A 19,608-nucleotide genomic window follows, 5' to 3' on the forward strand; every position below is an offset into this window, starting at 1 on the left:
CGGATCGTCGAGGATGAGGGAGAGCTGTGAAGCCGTACCCGTTCACCGCCGTTGTGGGGATGCCGGATCTGCGCCTGGCGCTGGTGCTTTCCTCCATCTCGCCCGCCGTCGGCGGGGTGCTCGTGCGCGGTGAGAAGGGCACGGCGAAGTCCACGATGGTGCGTGCGCTGGCGGGGCTGCTGCCCGGCGTCGACGTCGTGGACGCTTGCCGGTTCTCGTGTGATCCCGTCGAGCCCGACCCGGCCTGCCCGGACGGCCCGCATGCCGAGGGTTCGGCCGCGCACCGCCGTCCCGCGCGGCTGGTGGAACTGCCGGTCGGCGCGGCCGAAGACCGCGTGATCGGCTCGCTGAACCTGGAACGCGCGCTGGCCGACGGCGTCACCGACTTCCAGCCCGGTCTGCTCGCGGCCGCGCATCGCGGGCTGCTGTACGTGGACGAGGTCAACCTCCTGCACGACCACCTGGTCGACACGCTGCTCGACGCCGCCGCCATGGGCCGCGCGACCGTCGAACGCGAGGGTGTGTCGGTGTCGCACGCCGCCCGGTTCGTCCTGATCGGCACGATGAACCCCGAGGAAGGCGAACTGCGGCCGCAGCTGCTGGACCGCTTCGGCCTCACCGTCGAGGTCGCGTCCAGCCGGGATCCCGAACTGCGTGTCGAGGTCGTCCGGCGGCGGCTCGCCTACGAGGCGGATCCCGACGGTTTCGCCGGCCAGTACGCGGCGGCCGACGCCGAACTCGCCACGGACATCGAGGCCGCACAACGACTTCTGCCCTCGGTCAAACTGCCGGACGACGCGCTGCGGCAGATCGCCGAGGTGTGCGCCTCGTTCGAGGTCGACGGCATGCGCGCGGACATCGTGACCGCGCGGACGGCCGTCGCGCACGCCGCCTGGGCCGGGCGGACCGAGGTGACCACCGAGGACGTCCGGGTCGCGGCCCGGCTCGCGCTGCCGCACCGCCGTCGCCGGAATCCCTTCGACGCGCCCGGAATCTCCGAAGAGCAGTTGGAGCAGGCGCTTCAGGACGCCCAGCCGGAGGACCCCGGTCCCGACGATGACGGTCCCGGTTCGGGCACCCCGCCGGAAGGTGGCGAGACTTCGGGACCGCCGCCGTCGTCGTCATCGGAAGGCGGCGAAGAGCCGTCAGGCGGCGGACGGAGCGGCGGTGACCAGAAGCCGGTCGGTGCCGGGGAAGCCTTTCGCGCCCGGCGTTTCGAGGTGAAGGGCACCGGTGAGGGAGCCGCCGGACGGCGGTCGAGGGCGATCACCGACAACGGCCGCACCATCGGCGTCCAGCCCGCCGGGACCAAGGACGGGCATCCGCACTTGCTCGCGACCGTGCGCGCGGCCGCGCCGCATCAGCGGTCCCGCGGCCGCAGCGGCGCCGGACTCGTGGTGCGGTCGCAAGACCTGCGGTTCGCCCGCCGTGAAGGGCGAGAAGGCAACCTGGTGCTGTTCTGTGTGGACGCGTCCGGCTCGATGGGCGCGCGCCAGCGGATGCGCGAGGTCAAGACCGCCGTGCTGTCGCTGCTGCTCGACGCCTACCAGCGCCGCGACAAGGTCGGCCTGGTGACCTTCCGCGCCTCCGGTGCCGAGCTCGCGCTCCCGCCGACCATCAGCGTCGACGCTGCGGCGTCCCGTTTGGACGGTCTCGCGACCGGCGGCCGGACCCCGCTGGCCGAAGGACTCCTTGAGGCGGCACGGGTTCTGCGGATCGAAGCCGTCCGCGATCCACTGCGGCGCCCGCTGCTCGTCGTCGTCACCGACGGCCGCGCGACCAGCGGCGCGGACGCTGTCAAGAGGGCTCAGCAGGCCGCCGGACTGCTGGCCGGCAACGTGACCTCGGTCGTGATGGACTGCGAGAGCGGCAAGATGCGCCTCGGGCTCGCCGCGGAACTGGCGGACCACCTGGGCGCGGAACATGTTCCGGTCACCGAGGTCGCCGCCGACACGCTCGCGGGCGCCGTCCGCACTCGTCTTTCCGGAAAGGCCGCGTAATGCCCCAGGGCAAACCGGAAACCGTGCCGAACGACGGGCTCACCACCCGCCAGCGTCGCAACCGACCGCTGCTCGCCGTGCACACCGGCGAGATGAAGGGGAAGTCCACGGCCGCGTTCGGGATGGCGTTGCGCGCCTGGAACCAGGGCTGGTCGATCGGCGTGTTCCAGTTCGTGAAGTCGGCGAAATGGCGCGTCGGCGAGGAAGCCGCGTTCCGCGCGCTGGGCAAGCTGCACGAAGACACCGGCCAGGGCGGCGCCGTCGAGTGGCACAAGATGGGCGAGGGCTGGAGCTGGGCGCGCAAGTCCGGGTCCGAAGAGGATCACGCCGTCAACGCCCAGGAGGGCTGGGCCGAGATCAAACGCCGTCTCGCCGCCGAAACCCACGACTTCTACGTCCTCGACGAGTTCAGCTACCTGCTGAAATGGGGCTGGCTCGAAGTCGGCGACGTCGTCTCGACGCTGACCGGGCGCCCCGGGCACCAGCATGTCGTGATCACCGGCCGGTACGCGCCGCCGGAGCTGATCGAGGCGGCCGACCTGGTCACCGAGATGACCAAGGTGAAGCACCCGATGGACGCCGGGCAAAAGGGCCAGCGAGGCATCGAATGGTGAATCGCGTGGTCATCGCCGCGCCCGGTTCCGGGCACGGCAAGACCACGATCGCCGCGGGCCTCATGGCGGCGTTGCGCGCGCGGGGGCTGAAGGTGTCCGGGCACAAGGTCGGGCCCGACTTCATCGACCCGAGTTATCACGCCCTCGCGACCGGGCGGCCTGCCCGCAACCTCGACCCGTTCCTTCAGGGCGAGGACCGGCTGATCCCGTTGCTGCGGCACGGTTCCGCCGGTGCCGACATCGCGATCATCGAAGGCGTGATGGGCCTCTTCGACGGGGCGCTGGGCACCGAGGGGTACGCGTCGACGGCGCATGTCGCGCGGCTGCTGGACGCTCCGGTCGTGCTCGTCGTGGACGCGTCGGCGGCGTCGCGCAGTGTCGCGGCGACCGTGCTCGGGTTCGCGCAGTACGACACCCGCGTCCTGCTCGCCGGGGTCATCCTCAACAAGCTGGGCTCGCAACGGCACGCGGACGAGATCGTCACCGCGCTGGAGGCGACCGGCGTCCCGCTGCTGGGAACGTTGTACCGCAACGAAGAGATCCACGCGCCCAGCCGTCACCTCGGCCTGGTCCCGGCGGCGGAGCGGGCGAGCGAGTCGGAACGGCTGCTGCCGGAACTGGCGGGCTGGATCAGCGAAGGTGTCGACCTCGGCGCCGTCGTCCAGGTCGCGCGGTCGGCTTCCCGGCTTTCGGGTGAACCCTGGCGGCCGCCGCTTTCCCATGACGGCTCGCGCACGGTGGTCGCCGCCGCGGCCGGGCCGGCGTTCACCTTCCGCTACACCGAGGCCGACGAACTGCTCGCCGCCGCCGGCGTCGACGTCGTCGAGGTGGATCCGTTGCAGGACAAGGAACTTCCCGAAGGCTGCGCCGGACTGTACTTCGGCGGCGGGTTTCCGGAGGTGCACGCCGAAGAGCTGTCGGCGAACGTCCCGTTGCGGACGGCGGTGGCCCGCGCGGTCGGCGACGGAATGCCCGTCGTGGCCGAATGCGCCGGGCTGTTGTACCTGTGCCAGGACATCGACGGGATGCCGATGACCGGCGTCCTCGACGCCTCGGCCACCATGACGAAACGCGGGAAACTCGGATACCGCAAGGCTTTCTCACCCGCGGACACGGTGCTGACCGTCGCCGGGCAGCGCGTCACCGGTCACGAGTTCCACCGCACGATCGTCGAACCCGGCAGCGGCCCGACACCCGCGTGGGGCTGGGACCGCACACCCGACGGTTTCGCGTCGGCCTCGCTGCACGCGTCGTACCTGCACGTCCACTGGGCGGGCTACCCCGAACTCGCCGAGCGGTTCGCCGCCGCGGTCCATGCCCATGGCTGACTACGACCTCTGGCACCATGGAGACCGCGAGGTCGGCGAAGGGCTCGTCGATCTGGCGGTCAACGTCCGGCTCCCGGCGCCGCCCGCCTGGCTGCGCGCCGAACTGGCGGCGGCCCTGGACGACCTGGCCGCGTATCCCGACGTCTCCGCCGCGGTGACCGCGGTGGCCCGGCGGCACGGGTTGCCGGAGTCCCAGGTGCTGGTGACCTCGGGCGCGGCCGAGGCCTTCACGTTGCTGGCCACGGCGTTGCGGCCTTCGCGTGCGGTGGTCGTGCACCCGCAGTTCACCGAGCCGGAAGCCGCTCTGCGCGCGGCCGGTCATGCCGTCCATCGCGTCCTGCTGTCGCCCGATGACGGGTTCCGCCTGGGCGGCGTTCCGGACGACGCGGACCTGGTCTACGTCGGGAACCCCACGAACCCGACTTCGGTGCTGCATCCGGCCGCGGAGCTGCTCGCGTTGCGGCGTCCGGGCCGGCTGGTCGTCGTCGACGAAGCCTTCCTCGACGCCGTTTCCGGTGAGACCGAAAGCGTTGCGGGACAACCAGGTTTCGTCGTCCTCCGGAGCCTGACGAAGACCTGGGGCATCGCCGGCCTGCGCGCCGGATACGTGCTGGCGGAAGAGTCCGTTGTGGACAGTCTGCGCGCGGTCCAGCCGCCGTGGTCGGTGTCCTCCCTCGCCGCCGTCGCCGTCGTGGCTTGCTGCCGCCCGTCGGCACTGGAGGAGGCCGAAAAGCGCGCGGTGTCGGCGGAATCGGATCGGGAGTACCTGGTTTCGAGCCTGACGGCCTTGGGCGTCGAGGTGCTGGGGGAGCCGCGCGGGCCGTTCGTGCTCGTGCGGCTGCCCGGGGCTGACGGCGTTCGGGAACGGTTGCGGGAGCACGGGTTCGCGGTCCGGCGCGGGGACACGTTCCCGGGGCTGGACTCGCGGTACCTGCGGATCGCGGTGCGGGACCGGGAGACGGTGGACCGGTTCCTGGCGGCCCTCGCGCTGGTGACCCCTGCTTGAGGAGTGTCGCGAAAGCCACTTTCGGGACGTCAGATGTCGCTAAAGTGGCTTTCGCGACGCACGAACGGGGAGGCTGCATGAGCTACTGGGCCATCGTCAGCCGTAATCACCCTCTGAGTGATCCCTGGACCGTGGTCCGGGGAACGCGCTCCTCCGAGGAATCCCTCACTGTCGACCGGACCTGGCGGAAGTCCGACCAGATCTACCGCATCGACTCCGGCCGCGAGTATCAGGACTACCTGCCCGTCACCGAAGAGTACGTCGAGTGGTTCAAGGCCAAGATGGCCGAGCGGACCGGTCGCCGCCGGGCCGCCGAACCGAAGTGGGGCCCGGAGTTCTACTACTGGGCGATCGTGCTCGGCCGGTTCACGCTGGACGACCCGATGACCGTGGTGCGTGCCGACGGCTACGGCGACGGCCTCCACGAGTTCACCCGTGATCTCGACTGGCGGCCGGGCAAGCCGGACCGGTTCACTCGGCTCATGGGCGACAGGGGCCCGGGCAACGACGCCGTCCTGATCACCGGGAAAGAGGCCCGGCGATTCGAGCGGACCCAGGCCGATCGCGTGCGCGAGCACAGATTCTGAGGGGACACTCGACGTCCCCGCCTCCGGCGAACGGACCGCCGCGACACGTCCCTTTTCCGGCGCCCGGGATGATTGGATGAGCCGGTGAACTTCGTGATCGGCGTCTTCGATCTCTTCGCCTACACCATCCCCGGCGCGCTGTACGTCGCGTTCTTCGGTTACCTCGGCGCGAAACTCCACCTCCTGACGGCGGCGAGCATCGGCGGCGTGCCGACGGTGGTGCTGGTCGTCGTGATCGTCGTGCTGAGTTTCCTGTTGGGCTATCTGGCCTATCCGCTCGGCGAAGCGCTGGAGCGGATCGTGCCGCGCAGGCGGAAACGGAACCCGGTCGACCTGTTCCTCCAGCGCTCACCCGCCGCCAAGGGTCGCCCGTTCCTGAAGGAGAACACGCATCTCCTGCTGAGCGCGCTGCAACTGCACGACAAGGAGGTCGCGGTGGACGTCACGAGGCTGCGCGCGTCCGGGCTCATGGTGCGCAACTGCGCGCCGCCGTTGCTGCTGGGCGCGGTCGCCGCGATCGTCGACGTCTTCACCGGCAAGCATCCGTTCGTCGCGGCCGTGCTCGCGGTGCTGCTCCTGTCCGCGTCGCTCACTTTGGTCGCGCAGGCCAGGAAACTCAGCCTTTGGGCCGGGATGAAGACGCTCGAACTGTGCTTCTGGATCCCGGAAATCGACGAGAAGCTCACGACCGCCGACCCGGCCTCCTGAGGTGTACTTGCCACCGGGCAGGACCAGGCTTAAAAGGACAAACCCAGCAGAACGCCCGCCACGGCCACCTCGACGCAGCCGCCGAGCACGTCCCCGGTGATCCCGCCCAGCCGTTGGACGCACCGGGCCAGCAGTGCCGAAGCGGCCAGGTATCCCAGCGCCACCGCGGCGAGCCCTTGCCACCAGGGACGAACCAGCGCCGCCGCGCCCGTGAGCACGGCGAACACCACCGCGGCCGTCCACACCGGCACCGAACCGGCGACGGTCGCGCCCAGCCCTTCCGGCCGGGCCGTGGGCACACCGCGCGCACAGCACAGCGAGAGCACGCCGCGTCCGGCGAAGATCGCGAGCGCGGCCGCCGCGACGCCGTGCCCGGCCGAGATCGCCCCGGCCAGCGCGCCGACCTGGACGAGCAGCACCAGCACCAGCGTCGCGACCCCGGTCGGCCCGGAATCCCCGCGCCGCATGACCTCCAGCGCCCGTTCGCGGTCGTAGGAGGCGCCGAGCCCGTCGGCGGTGTCGGCGAGTCCGTCCAGATGGAGCCCGCGGCTGCCCAGCGCCACCGCGCCGACCGCGAGCGCCGCGGACGCGAAAGCGGGCAAGCCGATCAGCTCACCCGAGTAGACGATCGCCGAAGCGACGGCGGCGAGCGGCACGACGGCCAGGGGAGCGAGCACCATCGCGCCGCCCGCCACCCGCCGGTCGATCAGTTTCGGCGCCGGGACCCGGACCGTGGTCAGGGTCCCGACGGCCATTTTCAGCGCGTCGGCGATCAAGCCAGATCCGCCAGCAGGCCCATGTCCGCGAGGATCGCCCGAGCCGCCCGCAGCGTCGGCACCGCCTGCACGGCGCCGCTGCCCTCGCCGAGCCGCAGCCCGAGGTCGAGGATCGGCTCAAGTCCGAGCGCCTTCAACGCGTACGCCTGCGACGGCTCGGTCGACCGGTGCCCGGCCAGCCACCACTGCTCGGCGCCCGGCGCGATCTCGCGCGCGACGAGCGCCGCGGCCCCGGAGAACACGCCGTCGAGCAGCACCGGAACCCCGCGGACCGCGGCCTGCACGAGAAAGCCCGACGTCGCGGCGAGACAAGCGCTGCCGAGAGCGGTCAGCACCGCGAAGGGGTCCTTCACCGCACCGGCTCTGGTCAAGGCGGCCTCGACGACGGCGACCTTCCGCGCCCGGCCCTCCTCGTCGATGCCGGTGCCCGTGCCGACGACCTCTTCCGCCGCCAGGCCGAGCACCGAGGCGACCACGGCCGCGCAGATCGTCGTGTTGCCGATCCCCATGTCGCCGGGGATGAGCAGATCCGCGCCGCCGTCGATCTCCTCGTCCGCGATCGCCAGCCCGTGCTCGAACGCCGCCCGCGCTTCACCCTCGGCGAGCGCGTCCTCGACGTCGATCGAACCGGAACCCCGCCGGACCTTGTGCGCGGTGACCGCGGCCGGCACGTCCGCGCCGTCCCAGTCCACGGCGATGTCGAGCGCCCGCACCTTGGCCCCGGACAACGCGGCGAGCACGCCGACGCCGCTCTTGCCGGCCAGGAACACCCGGACCATCGCCGCGGTGACCTTGCGCGGATACGCCGACATCCCGGACACCCCGTGGTCCCCGGCGAACACGACGACGCGGACGTCGTCGAGCGGTCGCGGCGGGACACAGCCGTGCGCCGCGCTGAGCCAGGCGGCCAGGTCTTCGAGCCTGCCGAGCGAACCCAGCGGCTTGACCAGTCCGTCCAGTCTGGCGCGCGCGGCGGCTTCGGCGGCGGCGTCCGGGGTGGCGATACGCATGGCTACTCCCTAAGGCAGGTCCAGCATCCGTCCGGCGACGACCAGCACGGTCCGGTCGGACACGGCGGACACCCGGTTGTTCAACGCGCCCAGCACATCACGGAACACGCGTCCGGACACCGTCGCGGGCACCACACCGCTGCCGACCTCGTTGCTGACCGCGATCACCGGGACGTCGGCCTGCGCCCACGCCGCCAGGAAGTCCTCCAGCCGGTCGTCGAGCCGCCGTTCCCAGCCCTTGCGCTGCTCCCACGCGCCGACCTCGTCGAGCACCCGGCTGATCCAGGTGCCGAGGCAGTCGATGAGCAGCGGATGCGTCGCCGTGCGCAGCACCGTGGCCAGGTCGGTGGTCTCGACCGTCTTCCAGTGGGCGGGCCGTCGCGCGCGGTGCGCGGCCACCCGGGCGGCCCAGTCGGGATCGTCGGCGCTCGGCGGCAGTCCGGGGGCGACGTAGGTCAGGTGCGGGTGGCGGGACGCGAGGCCCTCGGCGTGGTGGGACTTCCCAGAGCGGACGCCGCCCAGTATCAGCACCTTGCCGTCGTCGCGCGAGTAGCGGCGAAGTGCCCTCGCGAGGGACTCGAGGACCCCCGCGAGGCGATGCGTCAGCTTGGTCATACCCCGCATTCTCGTGCACGCGCTACGGTTCGCCACGTGCCACTCCGACAAGCCGCCACCGCAGCCGGACTCGTTACCGGTTACGTCGCCGACGCCGTGTTCGGAGACCCACGGCGGAGGCATCCGGTCGCCGGCTTCGGCCGCGCCGCGCAAGCCCTCGAACAGCGGGTTTGGGCCGATTCGAAGGTGCGGGGCGCGGCATACACCGTCGCCTGCGCGGGCACGGTCACCGGATTGGGTGTCGCTGCGCACCTCGTGACCCGAAAGCGTCCGTTCACGCGGTTCGCGCTCACCGCGGCGTCCACTTGGGTGGTCCTGGGCGGCCGGGGGCTCGCGGCCGAGGGCGCGCACATGGCCCGGCTGCTCGACGACGGCGACCTGCCCGCCGCGCGGCGGCGGCTGTCGCATCTGTGCGCCCGCGACGCCACCGATCTCGACACCGGACAGCTCGCGCGCGCCACCACCGAGTCGATCGCGGAGAACACGTCGGACGCCGTCGTCGCGCCGCTGCTGTGGGGAGCGGTCGCCGGGATCCCGGGGTTGCTGGGCTACCGCGCGCTCAACACGCTCGACGCGATGGTCGGCTACCGCTCGCCGAGGTACGCGAACTTCGGCTGGGCGTCGGCCAGGGCGGACGACCTGGCGAACCTGGTGCCGTCCCGCGTCGGCGCGGCGCTGACCGTGGCGTCCGCCCCGCTCGCGGGCGGGTTCGCCAAAGCCGCGTTCCGCGTCTGGCGCCGCGACGGGAAGCACCATCCGAGTCCCAACGCCGGCCAGATCGAAGCCGCGTTCGCGGGCGCGCTGGGCGTCCGCCTGGGCGGGACGAACAGCTACGGCGGCCGCACGGAGCGCCGCGGCGTCCTCGGCGACGGCCGCGAACCGGAACCGGTGGACGTGCGCCGCGCGGTCCGGTTGTCGCGAGCGGTCGGTCTCGCCGCGCTCGCCGTCGCGGTCGCGGTCACCCGGTGAGCGGCCTGCTCGTCGCGGGGACGACGTCGGACGCGGGCAAGAGCCTGGTCACCGCCGCGTTGTGCCGCTGGCTCGCGCGCCGCGGCGTGCGGGTCGCGCCGTTCAAGTCGCAGAACATGTCGAACAACTCGATGGTGTGCGCGGACGGCGCCGAGATCGGCCGCGCGCAATGGCTCCAGGCGCGGGCCGCCCGGGTCGAACCCGAAGCCGCGATGAACCCGGTGCTGCTGAAACCGGGGAGTGACCGCCGCAGCCACGTCGTCGCGCTCGGGAAACCGTTCGGCACGCTGGAAGCGGGGGAGTACGCGACCGGCCGGGCCGGGCTGGCGGAGATCGCGTTCGACACTTTTTCCGCTCTGCGAAAGCGGTTCGACGTCGTGGTGTGCGAAGGCGCGGGCAGCCCGGCCGAGATCAACCTGCGCGAGGGCGACTACGTCAACATGGGGCTGGCACGGCGCTTCGGCCTGCCCGTGGTCGTCGTCGGCGACATCGACCGCGGCGGGGTCATGGCCGCGATGTTCGGCACCCTCGCGCTGCTGTCCGCGGCGGACCAGGCGCTGGTTTCCGGGTGGCTGGTCAACAAGTTCCGCGGTGACGTGGGCCTGCTGCGGCCGGGTTTGGAGACGCTGGAGAAGCTCACCGGCCGCCCGGTCTTCGGCGTGCTGCCCTGGCTCGACCAGGTGTGGATCGACTCGGAGGACGCGCTGGCCGCCGCGGGCTGGGGAGCGTCCGGTGGTTCCCTGCGGATCGCTGTCGTGCGGTTCCCCCGTGCCTCCAACGCGACCGACGTCGACGCGCTCGCCGCCGAGCCCGGCGTCTCGGTCGCGCTGACGGCCGATCCGGACACGGTCCGGTCCGCCGATGTGGTGATCCTGCCCGGTTCCCGCGCGACCGTGGACGACCTGGCGTGGCTTCGCGCTCGTGGTCTGGCGGACGCAGTGTCGTCGCGGGCCGAGGCGGGACGTCCGGTGCTGGGGATCTGCGGCGGCTATCAGATGCTGGCCGCCGAGATCGAGGACGACGTCGAATCCGGCGCCGGCACGGTGCCCGGTCTCGGTCTGCTGCCGACGCGGGTCTCGTTCAGCGCGGACAAGGTGCTGGCCCGTCCCTCGGGCGCATGGCGCGGCCAACCCGTGGAGGCGTACGAAATCCACCACGGCACGGTCGCCGCCACCGGCCCCGCCGAGTCCTTTTTGGACGGGTACCGGCGGGGCGCGGTGTGGGGCACGATGTGGCACGGCGCCTTCGAGAACGACGGTTTCCGCCGTGCCTGGCTGGGTGAGGTCGCGGACTGGTCACCGGCCGCCGGGGCGCCGGGCTTCGGCGCGCTGAGGGAAGCCATGCTCGACAAGCTCGCCGACGCCGTCGAAGAACACGTCGATACCGCCGGACTGCTGCGGCTGATCGAGGACGGCGCCGGCCGCGGCCTGCCGTTCGTGCCGCCCGGAGCCTAAGCCCGGACGGCTTCCTTGCTCTTCAACGCCTTCTCGGCCAACGCCCCGAAGGTCAGGCCGAGCGCGGTCCAGAGCACCACCTGCGTGCCGACCGAGGCCAGCCGGAACGTCCACAGCGTGGAACCGGGGAATCCGTCGGGCACCTCGTCGATCGACGGCAGCAGCGCGGCCGCCACCCCGATCAGCACGATGTACCCGCCCGAGGCGATCAGGCCGCCGCGCCACGCGCCGAGCCGGTCGGCCAGTTTCCGGCCGAACGCCGCCGCGAGCAGGCCGATCAGCAGCGAGAGCGCGACGAAGCCGAAGTACAGCGACGTCCGGCTCCCGATCGTGCCCGCCTGCCCGACGGCCGGGGGATTCGCCGGATATTTCAGGAACGGCACCAGGAACACGACCACGAAGGCACCACCCGCGAGAAGCGCCGCGGTCACGCGCGGCCGCAGGGTGCCGAGCCGTCCGTGGACGAAGGCGAACGCGAGCGAGAACAGCCCGCCGACCGCGACGCCGTACAGGCCGACGCCGGTCAGCAGACCGACGGTGCTCTGCACACCGCGCGTGACGAGCTCTTCCTCCTCCTGTTCGGCCGGGGCGGGAGCGTGTTCGTGCGCGCCCGGCGCGCTGTGCGAATGCGCGGCGCCGCCTTCGAGACCGATGGCGGTCTCGACCGAAGGCTCACCGAGGAAGTACGCGAAAAAAGTCGCCAAGACACCGGCGATCAGGCCCGCGAGCATGCCGCGGACCAGCAAGGTCCTCATCATGGGGCGTGTGCCGCCTAGTGGCAGGGGAAGGCCAGCAGGTGCCGGCCGTCGTGGACGAATTCGTGGACGTACGAATTCGCGAACACCGACACCGCGCCCTGCTCCGCGCTGACGAAGTACAGCGCGATCAGCGAGAGGAGGATGACGAGCACCGCCCAGGGCAGGATCTCGCGGACGGGGATCCGGACGGGGACGGGTACTGCGGCTACCGCTTCGGACATGGCGGTGGGACCTCCTCGGGCTAGCGCGGCCTCTTCAGGGGTTGCACGACGGCTCCGGGTCTGGCTTCCTCGAACCGGCTGGTTCGAGGTCACAGTGGCGCGACCGCGCGGAATCTCACCGCGTTCCGGGTGCCGTCGTCTGGCCGGTCGAGCGTAGGTCGCCACGAAGCGTCCGGTCAATGTGACGGAACCCGATCGGCGCAGGCTCGTTACGACGGAATCGGGACCCTCCACCGATCGGTGGATGAAGGATCCACCGCGTCTTGGCCGCTCGGTCGATTCGGCGCACCCCCGCCGGACGGCATCGTCGTCGTATGGCAATCATCGAGGTGGACGGCCTCGTCAAACGCTACGGCGACCACACCGCGGTGGACGGTGTCGGTTTCTCCGTCGAGCGAGGCGAGATCTTCGGCATCCTGGGTCCCAACGGCGCGGGCAAGACCACGACCGTCGAGTGCGTCGAGGGGTTGCGCGTCCCGGACGGCGGGACCATCCGGGTCTGCGGGCTCGACCCGCGACGCGAGACCGGTGAGCTCCGGCAACTGCTCGGCGCGCAGCTGCAGGAGAGCGAGCTGCCGGACAGACTCGAGGTCGGCGAGGCGCTCAAGCTCTACAGCTCCTTCTATCGCGAACCGGCGGACTGGCGGGAACTGCTCGCCACCCTCGACCTGACCGACAAGGTGGACACGCAGTTCCGCAGGCTGTCCGGCGGGCAGAAGCAACGGCTGTCGATCGCGCTCGCGCTGATCGGGAACCCGAGGGTGGCGGTGCTCGACGAGCTCACCACCGGCCTCGACCCGCAGGCCCGCCGCGACGCGTGGGACCTGATCGAGGCCGTTCGCGACCGGGGCGTCACGATCCTGCTGGTCACGCACTTCATGGAAGAGGCGGAACGCCTGTGCGACCGGATCGCGGTGATCGATTCCGGCAAGGTGGCCGCCCTCGACACCCCGGCGGGGCTCGTCGCCCGCGTCGGCGACCGGCAACGCGTCCGGTTCCGGCCGTCCGCCCCGCTGGACCCCGCCGTGCTGACCGCGTTGCCCGAGGTCAGCTCGGTCGAACGGGCAGGGGAACGGCTCGTGGTGACCGGCACCGGGAACCTGCTGCTCGCCGTGACCACAGTGCTCGCGCGCAACCAGGTCACCGCCGCCGAACTACGCGTCGAGCAGACCTCCCTCGACGACGCGTTCGTCGCGCTCACCGGCCGCTCCACCGACTCCTGAGGAGACCACGATGCCCGCCCTGACCCGGCTCACCGCCGTCGAGACCAAACTCTTCTTCCGCGAACCGATCCTCGTGTTCTTCGTGCTCGCCTTCTCACCCATCCTGCTCGTCATCATCGGCGCGATCCCCGCCATGCGGGAACCGAGCGAGGACCTCGGCGGCGCCAGCGCGATCAGCGTCTACGTGCCGATCATCGTCGCGATGAGCCTCGCCTTGTACGCGCTCAGCAGCCTTTCCCAGCTGTTCGCCACGTATCGGGAGAAAGGAATTCTGCGCCGGATGCGGACCACCCCGGTCAAGCCGGGTGTGCTCCTCGGCGCGCAGCTGCTGATGTCCATCGTCCTGTCCGTGGCGACGATGCTGGTCGTGCTGGCCATCGCCAGGCTGGCGTTCGACGTGAGCCTGCCCCGGAACACGCCCGCGTACCTGATCGGCTACCTGCTGGCCGCGCTGTCCGTTTTCGCGATCGGCCTGCTGATCGGCTCGTTCGCGCCGACCGGCAAAAGCGCCGGCGCGATCGGCACCCTGTCGTTCTTCCCGCTGGTGTTCTTCGCCGGTCTCTGGGTGCCGCGCGCCGAGATGAACGACGTCCTGCGCGCGATCAGCGACCTCACCCCGCTGGGCGCGGGCGTGCAATCATTGCAGGACGCCGCCGCCGGTCACTGGCCGCAACCGCTGCAGGTGGCCGTCATGCTGGGGTGGACGATCGTGGCCGGTGGCCTGGCCGCCCGGTACTTCCGCTGGGAGTGAATCGTGAGCGTCGAAGCGGAGCTGCGCGCGGAGTTCGACCGCTGGGAGCGGACGGAGACGGTGGTCTTCAAGCTCCTCCCGTACGCGTTGCTGGCGACCTGCCTCTTCATCGCGCTGCTGCTTCCGCTATGGCGGGTGCCGGTGCCCCTGCCGACGGTGATCGGGCTGTCGGTCGCGGTCGCTGCCTGGATGGCCTGGTTCCACACGCTCCGCCCGGAAGGGAACGGGAAGGGCGGGTATTACGCGGGTCTCATGGCGCTGACCGCCTGCCTTGTCGCGGTCGCGCCCTGGTACGGCCTGTTCACCTTCGTCGGCTACCCGCAGGCGTTCCACTACCTGAAGGGCCATTGGCGCTACGCGGGCGTCACCGTCACGTCCATGATCTCGGCGATGGCGTACCTGGGCGGGCTCGCGAACGCCCGGGACCTGTGGCCGGCGTGGGCGGGGATCAGCGTGATCAGCACGGTGCTGGCCGCGGCGTTCTCACGGATCGCGGAGCGGGCCGACCAGCGCATCGTCAAGCAGAAGCAGGCGCTCGCCGAGTTGCACGAGGCGAACGCCCGGCTCGAAACCGCGCTGCAGGAGAACGCGGGGCTGCAGGCCCAGCTCCTGGTCCAGGCGCGTGAGGCCGGGGTACTCGACGAGCGGCAGCGGATCGCGCGCGACATCCACGACACCCTGGCCCAAGGGCTGGCGGGCATCCTCACCCAGCTGCAGGCCGCCGAACAGACGTTGGGCGAGCACCGGCACCTGGCGAACGCGATGGACCTGGCGAGGGAAAGCCTGACCGAGGCCCGGCGGACGGTGCACGCGGTGCAGCCGGAAGCCCTCGCCGAGGGCAGGCTCCAGGACGCGATCGGCGACGTGACCAGGCGCTGGGCGGAGGTGAACCACGTCGACGCGGTGCTGACCACCACCGGCGACCCGCGGCCGATGCACGCCGACGTCGAGGTGACCCTGCTCCGGACGGCGCAGGAAGCACTCGCCAACGTGGCCAAGCACGCGAAGGCGAGCCGGGTCGGTTTGACCCTGTCGTACATGGAGGATCTGGTGACACTCGACGTCCGCGACGACGGAGTGGGCTTCGAGCCCGATACCCGGCACACCAACGGTTCCGCCCACGGCGGGTTCGGGCTGACCGGGATGCGGCAGCGTGTGCGGCGCCTCGCGGGCACGCTCGAGATCGAGTCGGAGCCGGGCGGGGGCACCGCGATCTCGGCCGCCGTGCCCGCGATCCCGGCCGGGGCCGAGCGATGATCTCCCTGCTGATCGTCGACGATCACCCGGTGGTGCGGGACGGGCTGCGGGGCATGTTCAGCGCCGACCCGCGGTTCGAGGTCCTCGGTGAGGCGGGGGACGGCGAGGAAGCCATCACCGCCGGGGTACGGCTCCGGCCCGACGTGATCCTCATGGATCTGCGGATGCCCCGGACCGACGGCGTCACCGCCATCGAGGAGCTGGCGAAACGCGGAGTCACTTCGCGGATTCTCGTGCTCACCACCTACGACACCGACAGCGACGTACTGCCCGCCATCCAGGCCGGCGCCACCGGCTACCTGCTGAAGGACGCGCCGAGGGAGGAACTGTTCCGCGCGGTGGAGGCGGCCGCGCAGGGGCAGGCGACGCTTTCCCCCGCCGTCGCGACCCGGCTGATGGGGCAGATGCGGCAGAAGCCGACCTCGGGACCGCTTTCGCGGCGTGAACTGGAGGTCCTGGAACTGATCGCGCAGGGCTCGACCAACCGCGAGGCGGCGAAGCGGCTGTTCATCAGCGAGGCGACGGTGAAGACGCATCTGCTGCACGTGTACGCCAAACTCGATGTCAACGACAGGGCGGCCGCCGTGGCCGCGGCGTTCTCCCAGGGTTACCTGACACCGCGCGGCTGACGGAACCTGCCGCCGGCGGTCGGGCGCATGTCAAAATCCAGCTATGACACCTGCGGTGGCGGCACTCGATGTCGGCGGAACGTCCATCAAGGCGGCCTTGTACGACGCGGACCTGAAAGACCTGGCCAGCTTGCGCGAGCCGACGGCGCGCGGAGCGGACGGCGAGGCCCTCGCCGACCAGGTCGCGCGGATCGTGGAAACCCTGGGCAAGCAGGCGGGCACCGGGACACCGGACGCCGTCGGCGTGGTCATCCCCGGCATCGTCGACGAGGTCGAGCGGGTGGCCCGGTTCTCGGCGAACCTCGACTTCCGTGACGTCCCGTTCGGCGAGATGCTCGACAGCAGGCTGGGCTTGCCGTTCGCGTTCGGGCACGACGTCCGCGCGGGCGGGCTCGCGGAGTTCCGCGTCGGCGCGGGCAAGGGCTGCACCGACGCCGCCTTCATCCCGGTCGGCACCGGGATCGCGGCCGCGCTGCAGCTCGACGGCAAGCTGTACGCCGCGGGCGGGCAAGGCGGCGAGATCGGGCATATCGACGTCGGCCACCGGCTGCTGTGCGGCTGCGGCGCCACGGGCTGCCTGGAGGCGATCTCCTCGGCGTCGGCCATCGCCCGCCGCTACAGCGAGCACACCGGACGCCCGGCCGAGGGCGCCGAGCAGGTGGTCGACGCCGCGCGGCACGGCGACGAGGCCGCGATCTCCGTGGTCAACGACGCGCTCGAAGGACTCGGGCACGGCATCAAGACCCTGGTCACGCTGCTCGCGCCCGAGGTCGTCGTGCTCGGCGGCGGCCTGTTCACCGCGGGCGACTACGTGCTCGAACCGGTGCGGGCGTGGCTGAGCTCGAACCTGCAGTTCCAGCGGATGCCGGAACTGCGGATCGCGCAACTCGGCGACGAGGCGGGCAGGCTCGGCGCGGCCCTGCTGGCGCTGGACCGGCTCAGTGTTCGATGACGAACCCGCGACCGCGATCGACGTCGGCAGGACGCTGTCTGGTCGTCCTCCTCGCGGATGCGGACAGGGCGTCCTGCCACCGCGATAGCGGGGCCTTCGGCCGGGGCGGGTTCGTGCGCAGCTCCGCCAACTGGCTCAAGCCTTGACGACCCGCACGCCTTCCTCTTCGAAGGCGTGCACCCGCTGGGGATCCGCGCGGCCGTCGGTGACGAGGACGTCGACGTCGGCGGTCGCGCAGATCTTCGCGAAGGCGTGACCGCCGAGTTTCCCGCTGTCGGCGAGCACGACGACCTGCCGGGCGCGCGCGGCCATCAGCCGGTTCGTGCTCGCGTCGCCCTCGTGGTGCGCCTGCGCGCCGTGCACCGGGTCGAACGCGTCCACCCCGAGGAACACCAGGTCCAGCGAGATCTGGTCGAGGAACAGCTGCGACAGCGGCCCGGACAGGTCGAACGACTGCTGCCGCGCGACCCCGCCGGTCACCACGATCTTGATGTTGGGCCGCACGGCGAGCTCGTGGGCGATGTTGAGCGCGTTCGTCACCACGGTCAGCAACGGCCCGCTGCTCGACTCGCCCATGTCGGGCCGGGTCGCGAGCGCGCGGCCCACCTCGGTGCTCGCGGTGCCGCCGTTGAGGCCGACCACCATGCCCGGGTCGACCATTTTCGCGGCGGCGGCCGAAATCCGTTGCTGTTCCGGCGCGTTGCGGGCTGCCTTGTGCCGCAACGGAAGGTCGTAGGCGACGTTGCTCGCGACGGCGCCGCCGCGGGTGCGGACCACGAGATTGCGGTCCGCCAGGTGATCGAGGTCCCGGCGGATGGTCGCGGGGGACACGCCGAGCTCGCCCGCCGAAACCTCGACGTCGACCTTTTCCCGCTCTCCCACCATGTCCAATAAAGCCGTCAGCCGTTCATGCCGGTTCATCCGAGCTCCCTCCCCGAAGCGCGATGTCGCTTACCGCACCGGACAAAGTACTACGCGTCGCGATGCGGTCGGAGGGAAGCGGCGGGTTTGGGAAAACGGCAAGTGAGTGGTCGCCGGCCACCCCCAGTGTGACCGGCGCCCACCCGGTGGCCGGCACGCCCAGGGCCGGCCCGATTCGGAGGTTATCGGCGCGGACTCCGGACGGATATCCGCATTGCGCCCGTTCCGGTGACGTTTAGCGGATAGTCCGCCATTCGGTCACCGGAACCGGGCACAGCGCGTGAAGAATCAGCCCTTTCCGCCCAGCCCGCGCAGGAACGCGAGCGACGGCATGAAGAAGTAATCGCCGCCCTTCAGGGTCACCGCCTGCGGGAAGGGATCCGCGGTGACCGTCCGGGTACCCGCCCAGTCCTTGGTGTAGACGGATTCCGGACGCGGGCCCTGTCCGATGACCGGATCGAGCCCTGGCGGCTTGACCCCGACCGGCGGAATCGGGAACCCGGGGTTGTTCGCCCAGGTCGCCTGGGTGAACTCGAACTGGTTGCCCACGGCCGAATTGAACGCCATGAACAGCAGGCCGACCTCGCTGCTCGGCCGGGCCGACGGCGGCAGGTCGGCGTTCGGGTCGTCGGCTCGCTCGCCGTAGGGCACGCCTCGCCGCGCCATCAGGTGCAGGCGTTCCTGCTGCGGCTGTTCCGCCCCGCCGCTGCCACGCGGGTTCGTCTTGCGGATGTGGGCCTGGAACGGGCATTTGGCGCCGCTGCCGTCACTTCCGTAGTCGAAGTTGTTCGGTACCGGGCTTTCCGCCCCTTCTTGCCGTTGCGCGGTCAGCGGTGTGCCGTCCTCGAACCGGCCGACGATCATCGCGCCCGCCCGTTCCCGGTCTTCGCCGACGAGACCCAATTGGCCGGCGAGCGCCTCTTCCGCCTGCTTGAATCGCCGCACGTTCTGTTCCAATTTGCGGAAAACGAAGTAGCTGCCGAAATGCGTACCGGGATCGGGGGCGGCGCGATCGGGGACGAGCACCTGGTTCAAAGGCGCACTCGGATCCCAGGCGCTGATGCCGTCCGTTCCCGTCTTTTCCGCGTGGATGTCCTCGACCAGGAAGAGCGGCTGGCTCCGGCCGTCGACGTAGCCGAAATGTTCGATGCCCTCGCCGCGGGAATTCGCCCGGCCGAGTCCGGTTTCCTCGGCGACCACGGAAATCGTCGACGGAATCAGTGCGAGAACCGCGTTCCGGCGCGCGGTCATCGGCGCGTCGGCGCCGTCGGCGATGATGACGACGGCGTGGATCTCGTCGAGGTACCCACTGTCGAACGTGGAGCGAGGCGGGTCGTTCAGCTTCTCGCGGGTCTCCTGCGCACGCATGCCTCGGCGGAAAGATTCGTCTTGCGGTGGCTCGATTTTCAGGAATCGGTAGCCTGCCGAGGTCAGCCCGGCGCCGACGTAGGGAGACCCCTTCGCCCCCTCCGCCTTGAAGCGTTCGACCTCGGCCAGGTGGGTCTTCGCCGACTTCATCAGCGGGACGAGCGAAGAGAGGAACTTTTTCGTGCTCTTTTCCTCCGAAAAACGGAGGAAAAGAGCGGAGAAATGGTCGCGAGCGTGCGCTTTGAGGATGTTCGGCTGAAGTTCGTCGAGCATCTTCGCGGCGTCGCCTGCCGCCGTCTTCCATTCCAAGGGAATGCTCAGGTCAACGGGCATAACAAGGAACCCCCTCCATGGGAACCCCGTCCGGCGGCCCCGGCAGGTCTTGCCGGTCCCCACCGCCGTGCGGGACTTACTCCTCGATACAACCGATACCGAAAGCCCGCCGGCATCACCCTCAGTTA

At 70.9% G+C, this 19,608-nt stretch carries 20 protein-coding genes; 13 read left to right on the forward strand and 7 right to left on the reverse strand.

Going from position 1 to position 19,608, the window contains the following annotated elements; all coding sequences use genetic code 11:
* The first annotated feature begins 26 nt into the window (after nucleotides 1-26).
* From AB0N89_RS15070 to AB0N89_RS15095, 6 genes are all read left to right on the forward strand, one after another.
* The gene (locus AB0N89_RS15070) at nucleotides 27-2,000 is read left to right on the forward strand and encodes a putative cobaltochelatase (RefSeq protein WP_364204659.1); all 1,974 of its coding nucleotides are present in this window, start codon (nucleotides 27-29) and stop codon (nucleotides 1,998-2,000) included.
* The gene (gene cobO, locus AB0N89_RS15075) at nucleotides 2,000-2,614 is read left to right on the forward strand and encodes a cob(I)yrinic acid a,c-diamide adenosyltransferase (RefSeq protein ID WP_364204661.1); all 615 of its coding nucleotides are present in this window, start codon (nucleotides 2,000-2,002) and stop codon (nucleotides 2,612-2,614) included. Before AB0N89_RS15070 ends, cobO begins: the two co-directional genes overlap by 1 nt.
* Complete coding sequence (locus tag AB0N89_RS15080) at nucleotides 2,608-3,942, forward strand: cobyrinate a,c-diamide synthase (RefSeq protein ID WP_364204662.1); 1,335 nt, start codon at nucleotides 2,608-2,610, stop codon at nucleotides 3,940-3,942. Before cobO ends, AB0N89_RS15080 begins: the two co-directional genes overlap by 7 nt.
* Nucleotides 3,935-4,948 (forward strand): Rv2231c family pyridoxal phosphate-dependent protein CobC, encoded by a 1,014-nt coding sequence (gene cobC, locus AB0N89_RS15085; protein ID WP_364204664.1) that lies wholly within the window; start codon nucleotides 3,935-3,937, stop codon nucleotides 4,946-4,948. Before AB0N89_RS15080 ends, cobC begins: the two co-directional genes overlap by 8 nt.
* A 77-nt stretch (nucleotides 4,949-5,025) precedes the next feature.
* A complete protein-coding gene (locus AB0N89_RS15090; RefSeq protein WP_364204665.1) occupies nucleotides 5,026-5,535 on the forward strand; it encodes a hypothetical protein in 510 nt (169 codons plus the stop codon).
* A gap of 84 nt (nucleotides 5,536-5,619) precedes the next feature.
* Entirely contained in the window at nucleotides 5,620-6,243 is a 624-nt protein-coding gene (locus AB0N89_RS15095) for a hypothetical protein (protein ID WP_364204667.1), read from the forward strand.
* A 29-nt stretch (nucleotides 6,244-6,272) separates the two neighbouring features.
* Here AB0N89_RS15095 and AB0N89_RS15100 read toward each other — a convergent pair whose 3' ends face one another.
* Genes AB0N89_RS15100 through AB0N89_RS15110 form a run of 3 tightly spaced genes read right to left on the reverse strand, consistent with a single transcriptional unit; the run spans nucleotide 6,273 to nucleotide 8,644 of the window.
* Complete coding sequence (locus AB0N89_RS15100) at nucleotides 6,273-7,019, reverse strand: adenosylcobinamide-GDP ribazoletransferase (RefSeq protein WP_364204669.1); 747 nt, start codon at nucleotides 7,017-7,019, stop codon at nucleotides 6,273-6,275.
* Entirely contained in the window at nucleotides 7,016-8,029 is a 1,014-nt protein-coding gene (gene cobT, locus AB0N89_RS15105; RefSeq protein WP_364204671.1) for a nicotinate-nucleotide--dimethylbenzimidazole phosphoribosyltransferase, read from the reverse strand. Before cobT ends, AB0N89_RS15100 begins: the two co-directional genes overlap by 4 nt.
* A gap of 9 nt (nucleotides 8,030-8,038) precedes the next feature.
* A complete protein-coding gene (locus tag AB0N89_RS15110) occupies nucleotides 8,039-8,644 on the reverse strand; it encodes a bifunctional adenosylcobinamide kinase/adenosylcobinamide-phosphate guanylyltransferase (protein WP_364204673.1) in 606 nt (201 codons plus the stop codon).
* 36 nt (nucleotides 8,645-8,680) lie between these two features.
* Here AB0N89_RS15110 and AB0N89_RS15115 point away from each other — a divergent pair, with 36 nt between their 5' ends.
* Nucleotides 8,681-9,613 carry a cobalamin biosynthesis protein gene (locus tag AB0N89_RS15115; RefSeq protein WP_364204675.1) on the forward strand — a complete coding sequence of 311 codons (933 nt, stop codon included), beginning with the start codon at nucleotides 8,681-8,683 and terminating at the stop codon, nucleotides 9,611-9,613.
* Nucleotides 9,610-11,067 carry a cobyric acid synthase gene (locus tag AB0N89_RS15120; protein WP_364204677.1) on the forward strand — a complete coding sequence of 486 codons (1,458 nt, stop codon included), beginning with the start codon at nucleotides 9,610-9,612 and terminating at the stop codon, nucleotides 11,065-11,067. The genes AB0N89_RS15115 and AB0N89_RS15120 overlap by 4 nt, the downstream gene beginning before the upstream one ends.
* On the opposite strand, the gene AB0N89_RS15125 is transcribed toward AB0N89_RS15120, so the two are convergent.
* Both AB0N89_RS15125 and AB0N89_RS15130 read right to left on the reverse strand, forming a co-directional pair.
* Nucleotides 11,064-11,825, reverse strand: a complete 762-nt coding sequence (locus AB0N89_RS15125) for a CbtA family protein (protein ID WP_364204679.1) — start codon at nucleotides 11,823-11,825, stop codon at nucleotides 11,064-11,066. The genes AB0N89_RS15120 and AB0N89_RS15125 overlap by 4 nt on opposite strands.
* Before the next feature lie 14 nt (nucleotides 11,826-11,839).
* Complete coding sequence (locus AB0N89_RS15130) at nucleotides 11,840-12,046, reverse strand: CbtB-domain containing protein (RefSeq protein WP_020634341.1); 207 nt, start codon at nucleotides 12,044-12,046, stop codon at nucleotides 11,840-11,842.
* Between the two features lie 314 nt (nucleotides 12,047-12,360).
* Between AB0N89_RS15130 and AB0N89_RS15135 the strand changes: the two genes are divergently transcribed.
* From AB0N89_RS15135 to AB0N89_RS15155, 5 genes are read left to right on the forward strand one after another with little or no spacing between them, the layout of a single operon-like run.
* Complete coding sequence (locus tag AB0N89_RS15135; protein ID WP_364204681.1) at nucleotides 12,361-13,269, forward strand: ABC transporter ATP-binding protein; 909 nt, start codon at nucleotides 12,361-12,363, stop codon at nucleotides 13,267-13,269.
* Between the two features lie 10 nt (nucleotides 13,270-13,279).
* Nucleotides 13,280-14,020 (forward strand): ABC transporter permease, encoded by a 741-nt coding sequence (locus AB0N89_RS15140; protein ID WP_364204683.1) that lies wholly within the window; start codon nucleotides 13,280-13,282, stop codon nucleotides 14,018-14,020.
* Between the two features lie 3 nt (nucleotides 14,021-14,023).
* On the forward strand, nucleotides 14,024-15,277 hold the full coding sequence (locus tag AB0N89_RS15145; RefSeq protein ID WP_364204685.1) for a sensor histidine kinase: 1,254 nt from the start codon (nucleotides 14,024-14,026) through the stop codon (nucleotides 15,275-15,277).
* On the forward strand, nucleotides 15,274-15,906 hold the full coding sequence (locus tag AB0N89_RS15150) for a response regulator transcription factor (RefSeq protein ID WP_364204687.1): 633 nt from the start codon (nucleotides 15,274-15,276) through the stop codon (nucleotides 15,904-15,906). Before AB0N89_RS15145 ends, AB0N89_RS15150 begins: the two co-directional genes overlap by 4 nt.
* Nucleotides 15,907-15,961: 55 nt before the next feature.
* Nucleotides 15,962-16,858: an ROK family protein gene (locus AB0N89_RS15155; protein WP_364204794.1), complete on the forward strand. Its 897-nt coding sequence runs from the start codon at nucleotides 15,962-15,964 to the stop codon at nucleotides 16,856-16,858.
* A gap of 135 nt (nucleotides 16,859-16,993) precedes the next feature.
* Here AB0N89_RS15155 and AB0N89_RS15160 read toward each other — a convergent pair whose 3' ends face one another.
* Entirely contained in the window at nucleotides 16,994-17,779 is a 786-nt protein-coding gene (locus AB0N89_RS15160; RefSeq protein ID WP_364204689.1) for a DeoR/GlpR family DNA-binding transcription regulator, read from the reverse strand.
* A gap of 288 nt (nucleotides 17,780-18,067) precedes the next feature.
* Nucleotides 18,068-19,480, reverse strand: a complete 1,413-nt coding sequence (locus tag AB0N89_RS15165) for a Dyp-type peroxidase (protein WP_364204796.1) — start codon at nucleotides 19,478-19,480, stop codon at nucleotides 18,068-18,070.
* Nucleotides 19,481-19,608 lie beyond the last annotated feature (128 nt).

This window comes from Amycolatopsis sp. NPDC089917 (genome assembly GCF_040684635.1).
GTDB lineage: Bacteria > Actinomycetota > Actinomycetes > Mycobacteriales > Pseudonocardiaceae > Amycolatopsis.

Coding starts and splice junctions, on each gene's coding strand:
- AB0N89_RS15130 (WP_020634341.1), bottom strand. CDS start 12,046: ATGTCCGAAGCGGTAGCCGCAGTACCCGTCCCCGTCCGGATCCCCGTC.
- AB0N89_RS15080 (WP_364204662.1), top strand. CDS start 2,608: ATGGTGAATCGCGTGGTCATCGCCGCGCCCGGTTCCGGGCACGGCAAG.
- cobO (WP_364204661.1), top strand. CDS start 2,000: ATGCCCCAGGGCAAACCGGAAACCGTGCCGAACGACGGGCTCACCACC.
- AB0N89_RS15160 (WP_364204689.1), bottom strand. CDS start 17,779: ATGAACCGGCATGAACGGCTGACGGCTTTATTGGACATGGTGGGAGAG.
- AB0N89_RS15125 (WP_364204679.1), bottom strand. CDS start 11,825: ATGATGAGGACCTTGCTGGTCCGCGGCATGCTCGCGGGCCTGATCGCC.
- AB0N89_RS15135 (WP_364204681.1), top strand. CDS start 12,361: ATGGCAATCATCGAGGTGGACGGCCTCGTCAAACGCTACGGCGACCAC.
- AB0N89_RS15140 (WP_364204683.1), top strand. CDS start 13,280: ATGCCCGCCCTGACCCGGCTCACCGCCGTCGAGACCAAACTCTTCTTC.
- AB0N89_RS15090 (WP_364204665.1), top strand. CDS start 5,026: ATGAGCTACTGGGCCATCGTCAGCCGTAATCACCCTCTGAGTGATCCC.
- cobC (WP_364204664.1), top strand. CDS start 3,935: ATGGCTGACTACGACCTCTGGCACCATGGAGACCGCGAGGTCGGCGAA.
- AB0N89_RS15110 (WP_364204673.1), bottom strand. CDS start 8,644: ATGACCAAGCTGACGCATCGCCTCGCGGGGGTCCTCGAGTCCCTCGCG.
- AB0N89_RS15165 (WP_364204796.1), bottom strand. CDS start 19,480: ATGCCCGTTGACCTGAGCATTCCCTTGGAATGGAAGACGGCGGCAGGC.
- cobT (WP_364204671.1), bottom strand. CDS start 8,029: ATGCGTATCGCCACCCCGGACGCCGCCGCCGAAGCCGCCGCGCGCGCC.
- AB0N89_RS15150 (WP_364204687.1), top strand. CDS start 15,274: ATGATCTCCCTGCTGATCGTCGACGATCACCCGGTGGTGCGGGACGGG.